Source organism: Streptomyces sp. NPDC005202 (assembly GCF_040608235.1).
Taxonomy (GTDB): Bacteria; Actinomycetota; Actinomycetes; order Streptomycetales; family Streptomycetaceae; genus Streptomyces.
Genome location: NZ_JBEXHW010000025.1, coordinates 50,903 through 66,756, shown reverse-complemented (window position 1 = coordinate 66,756; position 15,854 = coordinate 50,903). Strand labels below are relative to the sequence as shown.

Genomic DNA, 15,854 nt, shown 5'->3' with positions numbered 1-15,854 from the left:
GCAGGTCCCGGGGTCTCGGGCTCAGGGGTTCAGACCCAGACGCCCCGCTCCTCCATGACCTTGCGCAACGTGTCGATGTGATCGGTCATGATGCCATCGACACCGAGGTCCAGGAGCCGGTGCATCCGCTCGGGCTCGTTGACCGTCCACACGTGCACCTGCAGCCCGCGCGCGTGGGCGGCGCGGAGGAACAGCGGGTCGACCACCCGGACGCCCGACTGGGACTCGGGGACCTGCGCGGCGACCGCGGACCGGCGCAGCGCGGCCGGCAGGCCCCACGAGCGCAGCCGCAGGCCGAGCACCCCGCGCGTGCCGTACGACGTCGCCAGGCGCGGCCCGGCCAGTCGCTGGGCGCGGACCACGCGGGCCTCGGAGAACGAGCCGAGGCAGACGCGGTCCCAGGAGTTCGTGCGCTCGATCAGGTCGAGGAACGGACGCAGCGCCGGCTCCGCCTTCACGTCCACGTTCCAGCGCACCTCGGGGAAGGTCTCCAGCAGTTCGTCGAAGAGGGGCACCGGCTCCCTGCCCCCCACGCGCGCGTGCCGTACGTCCTCCCACGGCAGGTCGGCGATCCGTCCCGCGCCGTCCGTCACCCGGTCCAGGGTCGCGTCGTGGAAGGCGACGAGCCTGCCGTCCCTCGTGGCGTGGACGTCGGTCTCGATGTACCGGTAGCCGAGTTCGACCGCGCGCCGGAACTGCGCCACGGTGTTCTCCAGGCCGTCGGCGGCCCCGCCGCGGTGCGCGAAGGCGATGGGGCCCGGGTGGTCGAGATACGGGTGGCGTATGAGCGTGGTCACCCTCGCAGTATCGCGCGCCGTGGTGTCCCGGCGGCAACGACCGTGCTGCCGCCGGATGCCGTCGGGACGGCGAACATGCGGAGGAACAGCTGCGCCAGCGGGCCGATGGACACCGCGTACAGGAGGGTGCCGACGCCGATGGTGCCGCCGAGGGCGAAGCCGGTGACGACGACCGCCACCTCGACGGCGGTCCGCATCAGGCGGATCGAGCGGCCCGTACGCCGGTGCAGCCCGGTCATCAGCCCGTCCCGGGGGCCGGGCCCGAAGCGGGCGGCGATGTAGAGGCCTGTTGCCACGCCGTTGAGCAGGATGCCCGCCAGGAGCAGGGGAACCCGCACGGCCAGAGTGTGCGCGTCGGGCACCAGGGCGAGGGTGCCGTCCATGGCCATGCCGACGACGAAGACGTTGGACACCGTGCCGAGACCCGGGCGCTGGCGCATCGGGATCCACAGGAGCAGCACCACCGCCCCGACGATGATCGACACCACGCCGATCGTCAGGCCCGTGAGCTCGGCCAGGCCCTGGTGCAGCACGTTCCAGGGCTCCAGACCGAGACCCGCCTCGACGAGGAGCGCGGAGCTCGCGCCGTACAGCGCGAGGCCGGCGTACAGCTGGATCAGTCGTCGCCCGAGACGGCGCTTGGCTGTGACCGCGGACAAGACATGCCCCCTGGTGGTGGTAGTGGCCTGATGCGTGACACTCTGTGGCTTGGGACGAAAAGCCATCCATGGCCAATTCGGGGAAGGTGGACTGGTAGTCATGGCTCAGTGGACCTCGGCGGTGGGTGCCGCGCAGCTCGCCCGCCTGCTCAACTCCCAGCAGGACCGCCCGGCGGGTCCCGGCACCCGCCGCCCGCCCGCCTATCGCGCGCTCGCCGATGGCATCCGGCTGCTGGTGCTCGAAGGCCGGGTACCGGTGGCCGCCCGGTTGCCCGCCGAGCGCGAGCTGGCCGTGGCCCTGTCCGTCAGCCGCACCACGGTCGCCGCCGCCTACGAGGCGCTGCGCACGGAAGGCTTCCTGGAGTCCCGGCGCGGCGCGGGCAGTTGGACCGCCGTACCGGCGGGCAATCCGCTCCCGGCGCGCGGTCTGGAGCCGCTGCCGCCCGAGGCGCTGGGCTCGATGATCGACCTGGGCTGTGCCGCGCTGCCCGCGCCCGAGCCGTGGCTCACCCGTGCCGTGCAGGGCGCGCTGGAGGAGCTGCCGCCGTACGCCCACACGCACGGCGACTACCCGGCCGGTCTGCCCGCGCTGCGCTCGATGATCGCCGAGCGGTACACCGGGCGCGGGATCCCGACGATGCCCGAGCAGATCATGGTGACGACGGGCGCGATGGGCGCCATCGACGCCATCTGCCACCTCTTCGGCGGCCGCGGCGAACGCATCGCCGTGGAGTCGCCGTCGTACGCGAACATTCTCCAGCTGATGCGGGAGGCCGGCGCCCGACTCGTGCCGGTCGCGATGGCCGAGGGGCTCGCGGGGTGGGACATGGACCGCTGGCGGCAGGTGCTGCGGGAGGCCGCGCCCCGGATCGCGTACGTCGTCGCCGACTTCCACAACCCGACCGGCGCGCTCGCCGACGAGGACCAGCGGCGCCGGCTGGTGGAGGCGGCCCGGTCGGCGGGGACGGTGCTGGTCGTCGACGAGACGATGAGCGAGCTGTACCTGGAGCAGGACCTGGAGATGCCGCGGCCCGTGTGCGGCTTCGATCCGGCCGGGTCCACGGTCATCACCGTCGGATCGGCCAGCAAGGCCTTCTGGGCCGGGATGCGCATCGGCTGGGTCCGGGCCGCTCCCGACGTGATCCGCAGCCTGGTCGCCGCACGGGCGTACGCCGACCTGGGCACGCCCGTGCTGGAGCAGCTGGCCGTGAACTGGCTGTTCAGCACCGGTGGCTGGGAGCAGGCCGTGGAGATCCGGCGCGGTCAGGCCCGCGAGAACCGGGACGCGCTGGTCGCGGCGGTACGGCGGGAGCTGCCCGGCTGGGAGTTCGAGGTGCCGCGCGGCGGACTCACCCTGTGGGTGCGCACCGGGGGCTTGTCGGGGTCCCGGCTCGCCGAGGCGGGGGAGCGGGTGGGGGTGCGGGTTCCGTCCGGCCCGCGCTTCGGGGTCGACGGCGCCTTCGAGGGGTATGTCCGGCTGCCGTTCACCGTCGGGGGAGCGGTGGCGGAGGAAGCGGCGACGCGGCTGGCGGCGGCGGCGCGGCTGGTGGAGACGGGCGGGAGCGCGGGGACGGAGGCACCCCGCACGTTCGTGGCGTAACGGCCGCCCTTCAAGAAGGCTCCGGCCCTTCAAGAAGGCTCCGGCCCTCAAGAAGGCTCCGCCACGGCAGCCTCCGTCACGACTGCCTCCTTCGGAACAGGGTCCGGCTCCGGAACCGACTCCCCGTCCGCCGGCGTGGTCTTCGGCGGCAGGAGATCCAGCACCGCCTGCCGGTGCGTCTCGCTCGTCGCGTCGTCGTAGGGATCCGGAGTGGCCGGAACCTGCAGCCGGTGGACCGCCCCTGTGCCGAGCCGTGCGTACCCGCGCCCGGGTGGGACGATCGCAAGCGGCGTGGTGTGCGGTGGCGCCCCCAGCACCGCCTTCAGCTGCTCGGCCGTCGCGGGCCCGAGGACGACACGCGCGCGCGTGTGCTGCCGTACGGCGTCGCTCAGCGCGTCCGCGCTGTCGAACTGGTCGGCCACGATGACCGTCACGTTCACCGCGCGGCCGTGCCGCAGCGGCACCTGGAGCAGGACCTGCGGGTCCTTGCGGCCGTCCGCGGCAGCCAGGTGCGTGAACGCGGTCGGCCGGTCGAGCAGGATCCACAGGGGCCGCTTGGTGTCGTCCGGCGGCGGGTGGCCGGCCTGCCGGGCCCGGTTGACGGCGATCAGCCGGCGCTCGGTCTCGGTGGCCGCCCACTCCAGGCTCGCCAGCACCCCGGCCAGCCCGCACTCGACCGCCAGGACGCCGTCCCGGCCGGTCAGGCAGGCGTACTCGCCGGTGCCGCCGCCGTCGACGATCACTACGTCGCCGTGCTGGAGGGCCTGCAGCGCGATGGAGCGCAGCAGCGTCGAGGTGCCGCTGCCCGGCTGGCCAAGGGTCAGCAGGTGCGGCTCGGTGGAGCGGATGCCCGTGCGCCAGACGACCGGCGGCACGTCGCGCTGTTTCTCACCGTAGGTGAGGGGAAGCGTGCGCTGGACCTCGCTGGGGTCGGTGAAGCCGAGGACCGTCTCGCCCGGGGCCGTGACGAAGCGCTGGGCGGCGACGTCGGTGGGGAGCGGGGCCAGGGCGGTGACCGCGAGCTGGTTTCCCTCCTCGTCCCAGGTGAAGAGGTACTCGCGGCCACGGCCCGCCTTGGCGGTGAGCAGGTGCTCGATCCGGGCGCGGGCCTCGGGCTCGCCGTCGGTGAAGTACGCGGGGTAGCGGATCACCAGGTGGGAGACGCGGCCGGAGTCGTCGAACTCGTAGGACGGGAAGGCCTTCGCCCACTCGCCGCCGTACCCGTACAGGGGCGCCGGGTCCTCGGCGGCCGAGAAGTACGGGACCAGGGCCTCGTACAGCGACTGGAGGCGCTTGATGCGCGACTCGTCGGGGCCCTCGGGCTCCCGCGTGCCGTCGCGGCCCTGCCAGGCCGCCGCCGCCATCAGCGCGATGGCGGCGAGCAGCGGGCCGTACGGCACGAGCGCCACGACCAGGATCAGCGAGGCGACCAGGAACAGCAGTGGCCCGCGCCGGTCCTTGGGCGTGTCCGCCCACTTGCGCCGCCCGCCCGAGGCCAGCCGACGCAGACCGCGGGCGATGGTGATCAGCGGGTGGAGGACGTCGGTGGCGCTGTCGGCCGCCGTCCGGGCCAGCTCCCGGCTCCGGGCGAGCTGCGCGCTGCCTGTGCTGAGAATGCGGGGGAGGGGGCGCCGGGCCACTGCTGCCTCCTGGAGGTGCGTGCGGGCGGGAGCGGCGGCGTCAGAACTTCATGCCGCCGAGCAGGCTGGCCAGGCTCTCGCCGCCGGCCTTGATGCTCGGGGCGAGGGCTGTGCTCGCCAGGTAGAAGCCGAACAGGGCGGAGGTGCAGGCGTGCGACGGCTTCAGTCCGTCCTTGCGGAAGAACACGACGACGAGTACGCCGAGCATGACGACGCCTGAGATGGAGAGGATCATGTGAGATCTCCTGGTGTCGAGGGGGGACAGTCACCCTGAGTCCTTCCAGGATCACAGCATGTATCCATATGACAAAAGGTGCAACTGGGTGAATTTTGTTCGATTTCCGTCGCTTGGTGGAGTCGCTTGGGCCGGATGAGCAGCACTGTTGCGTCCGACCGCGTCTGTGGTGATCTTTACCTCGGGCACATCGGGTCATGTGCCGCACGAGCCAGTACGCTGGCGATTCACCCGTACGGCTGCATCGCTCGCCGCCGTACGCTTGCTCCCCGCAGTCCCATCGTTCGCAGTGAGAGGCGGTCCGGCCGATGAGTGAAGCCCCCGACCCCGAGGTCGTGGAGCTGGCGACCAAGATCTTCGATCTGGCCCGGCAGGGGCGGACCGAGGCGCTCGTGGCGTACGTCGACGCGGGCGTTCCGGCCAACCTCACCAACGACCGCGGCGACTCCCTCGTGATGCTCGCCGCCTACCACGGCCACGCCGACGCGGTCCGCGCACTGCTGGCCCGCGGTGCCGACGTCGACCGCGTCAACGACCGGGGGCAGACGCCCCTCGCCGGAGCCGTCTTCAAGGGCGAGCAGGAAGTGATCAAGGTTCTGCTGGCGGGCGGCGCGGACCCGGCCGCGGGGACACCGTCGGCCGTCGACACGGCCCGGATGTTCGGCAGGACGGAACTGCTGGAACTGTTCGGCGAACAGTGATCTTCAGGGCCGTGAGTAGCTGAAACGACCTTCCTGACCAGGCAGGACACGGAAAACGGGGGAGGCGGTACGGGGCCGCCGGAAATTTCGGTCGCGGCAGCTCACACGCCGGGTCATCATGACGTCGTGATTCACGGACGCGATGGCTGGGCAGGTGACGCCGCACCGCGCGGACCGTGATGCGGTCCGCATGGGCCACCGACGAGAGGCAGAGGAAGATGGCTTACAGCAAGCAGGAAACGGCGGGCGCCCCGACGTGTTGTCACGCGGCCAGGTAGTGCACGTCCCCGGTTGCGTCGACGCTTGATGTGAGGCTGTTTCCCATGTTCGATCCGGTCATAGCGCCCAGCGGTACGCTGCTCGGCCTGCTCCAGCGGGGCCGCGGCGACGGCACGCTGCACGCGCTCACCGCGCCGCGCGCCGAAGCACTCGCGGCATTGAACCACTGTGTGCTGCGCGACCCCCGCCACGACTGGCAGGTGGAGAACCGCTCCCTTTACTACGCCCGGCTCTTCCTCGACCTGAACGGCGACCTGGACGCGATCGAGGCACACCTCTTCGATCCCGAGGACGCCCTCGACACCGACGAGTCACGCACCGGGCTCGCCCTCGCCGTCCTCGGGCACCTCGCCTCGTACGGCAGGCCGGACGCGCTCGACCTGCTGCGCAGGTACGCCGCCTCCGGCTCCAACTGGGCCTGGGCCCTGGACGAACTGGCCCTCCGGGACGACGACGCGGGGCTGCGTGCCCTCGCCCTGCCCGTCCTGGCGCGCTTTCCGGCCGACGCCGAGGGCGAGGCCGAGCTGGCCGCGGCCATGCGGGACGCCTTCGAGCCCCGGCCGTGGCGGCTGTGGGCCGAGGATCCGCGCGCATACGTCTCCACGCGCGTGCGTGCCGCCCAGGAGACCGGATGCTTCGACCGCTGGCAGCGGCAGATGCGCCCCACCGGGCCCCGTCCGGGGTGGAGTGTGCAGGCCGTCTTCGAGTGGGCCCAGCAGGGCCTCGAACGCGGTGCCGCCCTCCACGTCCCGGCCGCCCGCTGTCTCACCGCCGTCGCCGGGCCCGAGGACCGGCCCGAGATCGTCCAGGCTGCCAAGGACGGCACCGACGGAGCCCGCTGCACCGCCCTGCGCTACCTCGCCGACAGCAACGACTCCGACGCCCTCGACCTGATCGAGTCCGCGGTGACCGACGGCTCGACCGTCGTCGTGGAGGCCGCCGTCGACGCCTTCGAACGCATGCGCAGCGTCGCCGCCGTCGACCGGGCCCGCGGCTGGGCCCACCGGCCGGACCCCCTCGGTGCCGCCGCCGGACGCATGCTCGCCTGCCGCGGTGGAACCCGCGACCGCGACCTGGTCCTCGCCGCCCTCCGGGAGGCCGTCCGGGGCGAGGGCCCCGACGCACCGACCCTGTGGACTCTCGTCGACGGCACCGGACGGCTCGGCATCACCTGCGCCGCGCCGGTCCTGCGCCACATCTACCGCGAGACCGCCTCCTCCCACCTGCGCGGCCGGGCCGCCCGCGCCCTCGCCGCCACCGACCCCTCCTTCGCCGCCGGATTCGCCGTCGAATGCCTGTGGGACTGCGAGGAGACCACCCGAGAGCTCGCCGCCCGGCACGCCGAAACCGGCGACACCCGCGTCGTCGAGCGGCTGCGCCGGCTCGCCGCCGATCCGGCCGAGGAGGCCGAGGTCCAGACAGCCGTACGCAGCCGGTTCGGGCCCGACATGCCGACTGCATGAACGTCCGGTGACCCGGGAGTCAGGAGCGCGTGGACACGGGCTGACCTGCTCGGCTGTGCAGCCCAACGCTCATGGGACGTTCCTCGTCCGGAAAGATCCACGTTGACGCGGCCACGTCCAGCACGGCGACAACACCGGTATGCGTGTCGTCATCGTGACCGAATCCTTTCCCCCCGATGTGAACGGCGTGGCCCACTGCGCGTTCCAGACCGCCCGGCACCTCGTCGATCGCGGTCACGCTCCCCTCGTCGTCGCTCCGGCCACCGCCGCCGGGACCGGGCCCGACGCCCAGGCGCCGTGCCCCGTCGTCCGTGTCCCCTCCCTTCCGCTCCCCGGCTACCCCCAGGTCCGCGTCGCCCTCCCCAGCCGGCGCGTCGCCGCGGCGCTCACCGAGCACCGCGCCGACCTCGTCCACCTGGCCAGCCCCTTCGTCCTCGGCGTCCGCGGCATGGCGGCCGCCACCCGGCTCGGCATCCCGGCCGTGGCCGTCTACCAGACCGACCTCGCCGGGTACGCCCGCACCTACATGGGCGCCGGCGAGGCCGCGGCCTGGCGGCGCATCCGCTCCGTCCACGCCGCCGCCGACCGCACCCTCGCCCCCTCCAGCGCGGCCCTGCACGATCTGGAGGCGCACGGCGTGCCCCGGGTCCGGCTGTGGCCACGTGGCGTGGACACCGTCCGCTTCCGCCCCGAGCACCGCGACGACGCACTGCGCCGCGAACTCGCCCCGAACGGCGAGCTGATCGTCGGCTACGTCGGACGGCTCGCCCCCGAGAAGCAGGTCGAACTCCTCGCCGGGGTCTGCGGCCTGCAGGGCGTGCGGGTCGTGGTGGTGGGCGACGGGCCCAGCCAGGCACACCTGACCGAGGCCCTGCCGGGCGCGGCCTTCCTGGGCCGGCGCACCGGTGACGAACTCGCCCGGATCTTCGCCTCGTTGGACGTCTTCGTGCACACGGGCCCCTTCGAGACCTTCTGCCAGACCGTGCAGGAGGCCATGGCCAGCGCCGTGCCCGTCGTCGCGCCCGCCGCCGGCGGCCCGCTCGATCTGGTCGCCCACGGCCGCACCGGGCTGCTGGTCCCGCCGCGCGACGCGGCCGCCGTACGCGACGCCGTGTGGTCGCTGGTCGCCGACCCCGCGCTGCGGGCCGCGTACGGGGCCGCCGGGCGCGCCACCGTCGAGGGCCGTACCTGGGCGGCCGTCGGCGACCAGCTCATCGCGCACTACGAGGACGTCCTCGCCGCACGGAAGACGGTGGTGGCCGCATGAACGGCTCCCTGCGCATCGTCCGGCTCGCGAACTTCGTCGCCCCCGCCTCCGGCGGACTGCGCACCGCCCTGCGGGAGCTGGGCAAGGGCTTCAAGGCGGCGGGCCACGAACCGGTGCTCATCGTGCCGGCCGAGCGCCACACCGACCGCGAGACCGAGCAGGGCCGGGTCATCACCCTGCCCGGGCCGCTGCTGCCCGGCACCGGCGGCTACCGCGTCCTCACCGACAAGCGGCGCGTGGCCGCCCTCCTGGAGAAGCTGGCCCCGGACCGCCTGGAGGTCTCCGACCGTACGACGCTGCGGTGGACCGGCAAGTGGGCCCGGCGGGCCCGCGTCCCCGCCGTGATGGTGTCCCACGAGACCGCCGACGGCGTGCTGCGCACCTGGGGCCTGTCGGAGAACCTGTCCCGGCGCGCCGCCGACGCCCTCAACGTCCGTACCGCGCACACCTATTCACGGGTCGTGTGCACCACGGAGTTCGCCGAGCGGGAGTTCGTCCGGATCGGCGCGCGCAACGTCGTACGCGCTCCCCTCGGCGTCGACCTGGTGCAGCGCCACCCCGCGCTGCGGGATGCGGGGTTCCGCGCTCGGCACGCGCGCGTGGGCGAGGCGCTGCTGGTGATGTGCTCCCGGCTCTCGGTGGAGAAGCGGCCCGGCAACGCGCTCGACGCGCTGGAGGCGTTGCTGCGGCGCGGGCGGCGGGCGGTGCTGGTGGTGGCCGGGGACGGTCCGCTGCGGCCCCGCCTGGAACAGCGGGCGCGCGAGCGCGGCCTGCCGGTCACCTTCCTGGGGCACGTCTCCGACCGCGGCCTCCTGGGCGCGCTCCAGGCCTCCGCCGACGTGTGCCTGGCACCGGGGCCCGCCGAGACGTTCGGCCTCGCCGCCCTGGAGGCGCTGGCCTGCGGCACGCCCGTGGTGGCGAGCGCCTCCTCCGCCCTGCCGGAGGTGATCGGCACCGCCGGGGCCACCGCGGCGGACCGCGGGGAGGCCTTCGCGGACGCCGTGGAGACGCTGCTGGAACGCCCGGAGCGGGAGCGGCGCGAGGCGGCACGCGCGCGTGCGGAGTGCTTCGGGTGGGCCACCTCCGTCGAGGCGTTCCTCGCCGCCCACGACGCGCCGGTGCCCTCCCGTCGCTTCGTGCCGGAGGGCGTGGCATGAGACCCGTCCGCTTCGTCGCCCTCGGTGACTCGCTGACCGAGGGCGTGGGCGACCCCGTGGGCGACGGGTGGCGCGGCTGGGCCGCGCTGCTGGCCGGCGGACTCGCCGAGGAGCCCGTGGAGTTCACCAACCTCGCGGTCAGCGGGGCACAGACCCGGGACGTGCTGGAACGGCAGACCCCGGCCGGGCTGGCCCTGCGGCCCGACATCGTGTCCGTCCTCATCGGCGTCAACGACACCCTGCGCTGCACCTTCGACATCCATGCCGTGGCCGCCCGGCTCGACCAGGTGTACGCGGCCTTCACCGGCCAGGGCGCGGTCCTGCTGACGGCGTGTCTGCCCGACCCCGGCGCGATGCTCGGCCTGCCGGGTGCGCTCGCCCGCCCGCTGGCCCGGCGGCAGCGGGCGGTCAACACGGTGGTGCACGCGCTGTCCGACCGGTACGGGGCCGTGCACCTGCACGCTGGCGAGGGGGCGTGGCTCACGGACCGCGCGATGTGGAGCGCGGACCGGCTGCACCCCGGCGAGCGCGGTCACCGGCAGCTGGCCGTCCGCTTCCACGCTCTGCTCGCCGAGGCGGGGCTGGCGACGGGGGCCGCGCCCTCGCCCGAGCCCGAGTTCCCCGCGCCCACCAAGGCGGCGACCCTGTGGTGGCTGGTCACCGCGGGCACCGGCTGGGTGGCCCGCCGCTGCACCGACCTCCTGCCGCAGCTCCTCACCCTGGCCGCCGACGAGATGCGCCACCGCGCCCGGGGCACCAGCGCCCGCCTCGATCTGCGGGCATCCGCCGCGGTGTCCGCGGCGCTGGCCGCGCTGTCGGTGGCGGAAACGTCGGAGCCCGAGGTGGCGTGAGGCGCGGGCGGCCGGGCGCGTGGTGTGGGGCGCCGGCGGCCGGGCGCGTGGTGTGGGGCGCCGGGGGCCGGGCGTGTGGCGTGGGGCGCGGGCAACCGGGCGTGTGGTGTGAGGCGTGGAGGCCGGCGTGTGGTGTGGGGCGCCGGGGCCTGGCGTGTGGTGTGGGGCGCCGGGGCCTGGCGTGTGGCATGAGGCGCGGGCGGCCGGGCGTGTGGTGTGAGGCGCTGGAGGCCGGCGTGGTGTGGGGCGCCGGGGCCTGGCGTGTGGTGTGGGGCGCCGGGGCCGGGCGTGTGGCGTGAGGTGCCGGGGCCGGGCGTGTGGCGTGAGGCGCGGGCGGCCGGGCGTGTGGTGTGAGGCGCTGGGGGCCGGGCGTGTGGCGTGGGGCGCGGGCGGCCGGGCGCGTGGTGTGGGGCGCCGGGGGCCGGGCGCGAGCGGACGCCGCGCGAGGCGTCCAGGCCTGCCCGCGCCGGTCGGCCTCAGCGGCGGCGTACGGCCACGAAGCGGACCGGCGTGCCCGGCACCGCCTGTGCGGCGGCCGGGAGGTCGGCGGCACGCACCACCCCGATCACCGGGTAGCCCCCGGTGGTCGGGTGGTCGGCCAGGAAGACCACCGGCCGGCCGTCGGGCGGCACCTGGACCGCACCCAGCACCATGCCCTCGCTCGGGAGTTCACCCGGCAGGGCCCGCTCCAGCGCGGGTCCTTCGGTCCGCAGCCCGATACGGTTGCTCGCCGACGACACGCGGTACGTGCGTGAGGTGAAGACGCGCACGGCCTGCGGGGTGAACCAGTCGTCGCGGGGCCCGAGGGTCACGCGAAGGACCAGCTCGGCCGGAGGGCGCGGCTGCGGGGCGACGTCCACGCGCCCGTGGAGGCCGACCGGCTGCCCCAGGGGAAGCACCGTGCCGTCCGTGAGCGGGGCTGGGCCCAGCCCGGACAGCAGGTCGGTGGAGCGGCTGCCGAGGACCGGCTCGACGGCGATGCCGCCGGAGACGGCGACGTAGCTGCGTACTCCGGACACGGCCGCCCCCACGTCGAGCAGCGCCCCCGCGGCGACCCGCACCGGCGCTCCCCAGGCGACCGGCCGGCCGTCCACCGAGACCGGGCAGGGCGCGCCCCCGACCGCCACGGTGACCGTCGAACGGGGCCGCAGGGCGCAGCCGTTGAAAGTGGTCTCCAGAACGGCCGCCCCAGGGGGATTGCCGACCAGGCGGTTGACGAGCGCGGCCGCCGGTGCGTCGAGCGCTCCGGAACGGGGCACGCCGAGGTGCGCGTGACCGGGGCGCCCCTCGTCCTGCACGGTGGTCAGCGCCCCGGCGCGTACGACGGCGAGCGCGCGGTCCGTCATGCGGCACCCACCGGGACGAAGCGCACGCGCGTGCCCGGCGACAGCAGCGCGGCCGGCACGCGCGCGTGGTCCCACAGCACCGCGTCCGTCGTGCCGATCAGCTGCCACCCGCCCGGCGACGAGCGGGGGTACACGCCTGTGTACGGGCCCGCCAGCGCCACCGCACCGGCCGGGACGGCCGTGCGCGGGGTGGCCCGGCGCGGAACGTGGTAGCGGTCGGGCAGGCCGGTGAGGTAGCCGAAGCCGGGGGCGAACCCGCAGAAGGCGACGCGGAACTCGGTGGCCGCGTGGATGCGGGACACCTCCGACTCGGGGACGTTCCAGTGGGCGGCGACGGCGGCGACGTCCGGGCCGTCGTAGCGCACGGGGAGTTCCACGACGTACTGCTCGCGCGGGGGTGAGGGTGGCACCTGCGAGGTGGTCAGTTCGGATGCCAGTCGGTCCGGGTCGTCCAGGCCGTCGAGGAGGACCGTGCGGGCCGTGGGCACGATCTCGCGGACGGTCAGCCGGCCCTCCGCGCGGCGGCGCAGCAGCTCCGCGTGCAGGGCCTGGGCCTCCTCGCCCGAGGAGACCTCGACCAGCAGGGCGCTCTCGCCGACGGGCAGCGCCCTCATGCGAAGGCCTCCGCCCCTCATGCGAAGGCCTCCACCCGGACACCGGACTCCACGAGCCGGTCCCTGACCCGGCGGGCCAGGTCCACCGCGCCCGGAGTGTCGCCGTGCAGGCACAGGGAGCGGGCCCGCATCTCGATGCGCGCCCCGGAGTGCGAGGTGACCGTCCCGGAGCGGGCCAGACCCAGCGAGCGCTCCACGACGGCCTCCGGGTCGGTGACCACGGCACCGTCGCTGCCCCGCGGCACCAGCGTGCCCTCGTCGGTGTAGGCACGGTCCGCGAACGCCTCGGTGACCGCCGGGAGCCCGGCCTTCTCGGCCAGCTCCAGCAGCCGCGAGTTGGGCAGCCCGAGCACCGGCAGCGCGGCGTCCGCGAGCAGCACCCCCTCAACCACCGCGCCCGCCTGCTCCTCGTCGTGCACCACGCGGTTGTACAGGGCGCCGTGCGGCTTGACGTACGACACGCGCGTGCCCGCCGCCCGCGCGAAGACCTCCAGGGCGCCGATCTGGTAGGCCACTTCGGCCGCCAGCTCGGCGGGCGGCACGTCCATCGCGCGCCGTCCGAACCCCGCGAGGTCCCGGTAGGAGACCTGCGCGCCGATCCGCACCCCGCGCTCGGCCGCCAGCTCGCACACCCGCCGCATGGTGGCCGCGTCCCCGGCGTGGAAGCCGCAGGCCACGTTGGCGCTGGTGACGACGGACAGCAGCCGCTCGTCGTCGGTCAGCCGCCAGCGGCCGAAGCCCTCGCCGAGGTCGGCGTTCAGATCGATCGAGGTCATGGCTCCTATGTGTTTCTCCTCAGGCCACGCGGTACTGCTCGTCGCGGGCGTCGGTCAGGAACATCTGGCCCGGTGCGTGGGTGATGGCGAACGGCGGGCGGGAGGCCGTCACCGCCGCCTGCGGGGTCACTCCGCAGGCCCAGAACACCGGGATGTCGTCGGGCTCGGCGTCCACCGGGTCGCCGAAGTCGGGCGGCCGAGGTCCTCGATGCCCAGCACCGACGGTTCGCCGCAGTGGACGGGGCTGCCGTGCACCGCCGGGAGCAGACTGCTCTCCCGGATCGCGGCCGCCAGGTGCTCCGGCGGCACCGGACGCATGGACACCACCAGAGGACCGTGCAGTCGCCCGGCGGGCCTGCACTGACGGCTCGTCACGTACATCGGGACGTTGCGGCCCTGCTCGATGTGGCGGACCGGGACGCCTGCCTCCGTCAGCGCCCACTCGAAGGTGAAGCTGCAGCCGATCAGGAACGACACCAGGTCCTCGCGCCAGTGGGCGCGCACGTCCGTCGGCTCGGCCACCAGCTCGCCGTCCTGCCAGACCCGGTAGCGGGGCAGGTCGGTGCGCAGATCCGCGCCGTCGGCGAGGACGGTGGTGAAGGATCCGGCGTCGGTGACGTCGAGAACGGGACAGGGTTTGGGGTTGCGCTGGCAGAACAGCAGCATGTCGTACGCCCAGTCGGCGGGGACCGAGACCAGGTTCACCTGGGTGTGGCCCGCCGCGACCCCGGCCGTGGGGCCCGCCAGCCCGTCCCTGAAGCGGGCCCGAGCCGCTTTCGGGCTCCACGCGTGCGCGTGCTCGTCGACGAGGACCAGGGGGCGGTCCTCCGCAACGGCCGGGGGGCGGTCGTCCGAGGCGGCCAGGGGGCGGTCCTCCGCAACGGTCGGAGGACGGTCGTCCGTACGGTTCACGCCAGCTCCTTCCCGCGCGTCTCCGGCAGCCCCAGCAGTGCCAGTGCGGCCAGTCCGTATCCGATCGCGCCGAAGACCAGCGCACCGCCCACGCCCCAGCTGTCGGCCAGGAAGCCCACCAGGGTCGGGAAGACGGCGCCCACGGCGCGGCCGGTGTTGTAGGTGAAGCCCTGGCCCGTGCCGCGCACCGCCGTCGGGTACAGCTCGCTCAGGTAGGAGCCGAAGCCGCTGAAGATCGCCGACATGCAGAACCCGAGCGGGAAGCCGAGCACCAGGAGCAGGGTGTTGGCGCCGCTCGGGATGTTCGCGTACGCCAGGATGCAGATCGCCGACAGCAGGGCGAACAGCCAGATGTTGCGCCGGCGGCCCAGCCGGTCGGTGAGGTAGCCGCCGGTCAGGTAGCCAATGAAGGCGCCGGAGATCAGGAACGCCAGGTACGAGCCGGTGCCCACGACCGACAGACCCCGCTCCGTCTTCAGGTACGTCGGCACCCAGGTCGCCAGCGTGTAGTAGCCGCCCTGGACACCGGTGGAGAGCAGGCCCGCGAAGACCGTCGTCCGCAGCAGGCCCGGAGCCCCGGCCGTGCCCGGCTTGAAGATCGCGGCGAACAAGCCCTTCTCGGCGCTCTTCTCACGGACCGCCGTCGCCTCCGGCGCGTCGTGCACCCGGCGCCGCACCCAGACCACGAGCAGCGCGGGCAGCGCGCCGGTCCAGAACATCACGCGCCAGGCCAGGTCGTCGCCGACGAAGGAGAAGACCACCGTGTAGACGATCACGGCCAGTGCCCAGCCGACGGCCCAGGAGCTCTGGATCGCGCCGAGCGTGCGGCCCCGGTGCTTGGCGCTCGCGTACTCGGCGACCAGGATCGCGCCGACCGCCCACTCCCCGCCGAACCCCAGGCCCTGGAGGGCGCGGCACGCCAGCAGCGTCTCGTAGTTGGGGGCGAAGCCGCACGCCACGGTGAACACCGCGTACGTGATCACCGTAATCATCAGTGCCCTGACCCGGCCGACCCGGTCCGCGACCACGCCGGCGACGGCGCCGCCGATCGCGGAGACGACCAGGGTGACGGTGGTGAACAGGCCGGTCTGGCCGCTGTCCAGGCCGAAGTACGCCGCCAGCGTGACCATGGTCAGCGGCAGCGTGAAGTAGTCGTACGAGTCCAGGGCATAGCCGCCGAACGCGCCCGCGAAGGCGCGCCGGCCGCGCGGGTCCAGGGCCCGCAACCAGCCCAACGCGCCGTCGCCGACGGTGTGTTCACTCGTTCCGGGCCGTGCTTCGCCGGAGGTCAGGGCCTGGGGTGGAGGGGTCGTGCTCATGGGCACCTCGCAGGTGAGGGACGGAGGGTGCTGAGGACTGAGCCGTGCCGTGCGGAAGTCGTGCCGGTGAGGGTTCGTGCCGTGCGGACGTGGTGCCGGTGAGGGGTTCGTGCCGCCGAAGTCGTGCCGTCAGGGATTCGTGCCGTGCGGAAGTCGTGCCGGGGAGGGTTCGTGCCGTGCGGACGTGGTGCCGGTGAGGGGTTCGTGCCGCCGAAGTCGTGCCGTCAGGGATTCGTGC

Annotated in this window: 14 protein-coding genes and 1 pseudogene; 6 read left to right on the top strand and 9 right to left on the bottom strand. The window is 74.2% G+C overall.

Annotated elements, in window-relative coordinates:
• Positions 1-29: 29 nt before the first annotated feature.
• A complete protein-coding gene (locus ABZV31_RS28090; RefSeq protein ID WP_355899259.1) occupies positions 30-797 on the bottom strand; it encodes a glycerophosphodiester phosphodiesterase in 768 nt (255 codons plus the stop codon).
• Positions 794-1,522, bottom strand: a complete 729-nt coding sequence (locus ABZV31_RS28085) for a hypothetical protein (protein ID WP_355899256.1) — start codon at positions 1,520-1,522, stop codon at positions 794-796. The genes ABZV31_RS28090 and ABZV31_RS28085 overlap by 4 nt, the downstream gene beginning before the upstream one ends.
• Before the next feature lie 34 nt (positions 1,523-1,556).
• Here ABZV31_RS28085 and ABZV31_RS28080 point away from each other — a divergent pair, with 34 nt between their 5' ends.
• Positions 1,557-3,056 (top strand): PLP-dependent aminotransferase family protein, encoded by a 1,500-nt coding sequence (locus tag ABZV31_RS28080; RefSeq protein WP_355899253.1) that lies wholly within the window; start codon positions 1,557-1,559, stop codon positions 3,054-3,056.
• A 47-nt stretch (positions 3,057-3,103) separates the two neighbouring features.
• On the opposite strand, the gene ABZV31_RS28075 is transcribed toward ABZV31_RS28080, so the two are convergent.
• Together ABZV31_RS28075 and ABZV31_RS28070 are read right to left on the bottom strand one after the other, a co-directional pair.
• Positions 3,104-4,696, bottom strand: coding sequence for a hypothetical protein (locus ABZV31_RS28075; protein ID WP_355899250.1), 1,593 nt, complete (start codon positions 4,694-4,696; stop codon positions 3,104-3,106).
• A 40-nt stretch (positions 4,697-4,736) separates the two neighbouring features.
• Positions 4,737-4,931 carry a hypothetical protein gene (locus tag ABZV31_RS28070; RefSeq protein WP_355899247.1) on the bottom strand — a complete coding sequence of 65 codons (195 nt, stop codon included), beginning with the start codon at positions 4,929-4,931 and terminating at the stop codon, positions 4,737-4,739.
• 308 nt (positions 4,932-5,239) lie between these two features.
• Between ABZV31_RS28070 and ABZV31_RS28065 the strand changes: the two genes are divergently transcribed.
• The 5 genes from ABZV31_RS28065 to ABZV31_RS28045 all read left to right on the top strand — a co-directional run bounded on the left by ABZV31_RS28065 (position 5,240) and on the right by ABZV31_RS28045 (position 10,649).
• Complete coding sequence (locus tag ABZV31_RS28065) at positions 5,240-5,632, top strand: ankyrin repeat domain-containing protein (protein WP_355899244.1); 393 nt, start codon at positions 5,240-5,242, stop codon at positions 5,630-5,632.
• Between the two features lie 323 nt (positions 5,633-5,955).
• On the top strand, positions 5,956-7,374 hold the full coding sequence (locus ABZV31_RS28060; RefSeq protein WP_355899241.1) for a HEAT repeat domain-containing protein: 1,419 nt from the start codon (positions 5,956-5,958) through the stop codon (positions 7,372-7,374).
• Between the two features lie 139 nt (positions 7,375-7,513).
• Positions 7,514-8,641, top strand: a complete 1,128-nt coding sequence (locus ABZV31_RS28055) for a glycosyltransferase family 1 protein (protein WP_355899238.1) — start codon at positions 7,514-7,516, stop codon at positions 8,639-8,641.
• Entirely contained in the window at positions 8,638-9,798 is a 1,161-nt protein-coding gene (locus tag ABZV31_RS28050; protein WP_355899235.1) for a glycosyltransferase, read from the top strand. Before ABZV31_RS28055 ends, ABZV31_RS28050 begins: the two co-directional genes overlap by 4 nt.
• Entirely contained in the window at positions 9,795-10,649 is an 855-nt protein-coding gene (locus tag ABZV31_RS28045; protein ID WP_355899232.1) for an SGNH/GDSL hydrolase family protein, read from the top strand. The genes ABZV31_RS28050 and ABZV31_RS28045 overlap by 4 nt, the downstream gene beginning before the upstream one ends.
• Positions 10,650-11,125: 476 nt before the next feature.
• Here the strand turns inward: ABZV31_RS28045 and ABZV31_RS28040 are convergent, their stop codons facing one another.
• The 5 genes and pseudogenes from ABZV31_RS28040 to ABZV31_RS28020 form a co-directional block, all read right to left on the bottom strand.
• Positions 11,126-11,995, bottom strand: a complete 870-nt coding sequence (locus tag ABZV31_RS28040) for a biotin-dependent carboxyltransferase family protein (protein WP_355899229.1) — start codon at positions 11,993-11,995, stop codon at positions 11,126-11,128.
• Positions 11,992-12,609, bottom strand: a complete 618-nt coding sequence (locus ABZV31_RS28035; protein WP_355899227.1) for an allophanate hydrolase subunit 1 — start codon at positions 12,607-12,609, stop codon at positions 11,992-11,994. Before ABZV31_RS28035 ends, ABZV31_RS28040 begins: the two co-directional genes overlap by 4 nt.
• 17 nt (positions 12,610-12,626) lie before the next feature.
• Positions 12,627-13,385: a 5-oxoprolinase subunit PxpA gene (locus tag ABZV31_RS28030; RefSeq protein WP_355899225.1), complete on the bottom strand. Its 759-nt coding sequence runs from the start codon at positions 13,383-13,385 to the stop codon at positions 12,627-12,629.
• A 19-nt stretch (positions 13,386-13,404) separates the two neighbouring features.
• A pseudogene (locus ABZV31_RS28025) lies at positions 13,405-14,201 on the bottom strand (putative hydro-lyase).
• Between the two features lie 92 nt (positions 14,202-14,293).
• A complete protein-coding gene (locus tag ABZV31_RS28020; RefSeq protein ID WP_355899223.1) occupies positions 14,294-15,616 on the bottom strand; it encodes an MFS transporter in 1,323 nt (440 codons plus the stop codon).
• Positions 15,617-15,854 lie beyond the last annotated feature (238 nt).

What these genes read in the sequence shown, in the direction of transcription:
- ABZV31_RS28040 (WP_355899229.1), bottom strand. Translation starts at nt 11,995, where the DNA reads ATGACGGACCGCGCGCTCGCCGTCGTACGCGCCGGGGCGCTGACCACC.
- ABZV31_RS28045 (WP_355899232.1), top strand. Translation starts at nt 9,795, where the DNA reads ATGAGACCCGTCCGCTTCGTCGCCCTCGGTGACTCGCTGACCGAGGGC.
- ABZV31_RS28065 (WP_355899244.1), top strand. Translation starts at nt 5,240, where the DNA reads ATGAGTGAAGCCCCCGACCCCGAGGTCGTGGAGCTGGCGACCAAGATC.
- ABZV31_RS28055 (WP_355899238.1), top strand. Translation starts at nt 7,514, where the DNA reads ATGCGTGTCGTCATCGTGACCGAATCCTTTCCCCCCGATGTGAACGGC.
- ABZV31_RS28070 (WP_355899247.1), bottom strand. Translation starts at nt 4,931, where the DNA reads ATGATCCTCTCCATCTCAGGCGTCGTCATGCTCGGCGTACTCGTCGTC.
- ABZV31_RS28050 (WP_355899235.1), top strand. Translation starts at nt 8,638, where the DNA reads ATGAACGGCTCCCTGCGCATCGTCCGGCTCGCGAACTTCGTCGCCCCC.
- ABZV31_RS28030 (WP_355899225.1), bottom strand. Translation starts at nt 13,385, where the DNA reads ATGACCTCGATCGATCTGAACGCCGACCTCGGCGAGGGCTTCGGCCGC.
- ABZV31_RS28080 (WP_355899253.1), top strand. Translation starts at nt 1,557, where the DNA reads ATGGCTCAGTGGACCTCGGCGGTGGGTGCCGCGCAGCTCGCCCGCCTG.
- ABZV31_RS28085 (WP_355899256.1), bottom strand. Translation starts at nt 1,522, where the DNA reads ATGGCTTTTCGTCCCAAGCCACAGAGTGTCACGCATCAGGCCACTACC.
- ABZV31_RS28060 (WP_355899241.1), top strand. Translation starts at nt 5,956, where the DNA reads ATGTTCGATCCGGTCATAGCGCCCAGCGGTACGCTGCTCGGCCTGCTC.
- ABZV31_RS28035 (WP_355899227.1), bottom strand. Translation starts at nt 12,609, where the DNA reads ATGAGGGCGCTGCCCGTCGGCGAGAGCGCCCTGCTGGTCGAGGTCTCC.
- ABZV31_RS28020 (WP_355899223.1), bottom strand. Translation starts at nt 15,616, where the DNA reads ATGAGCACGACCCCTCCACCCCAGGCCCTGACCTCCGGCGAAGCACGG.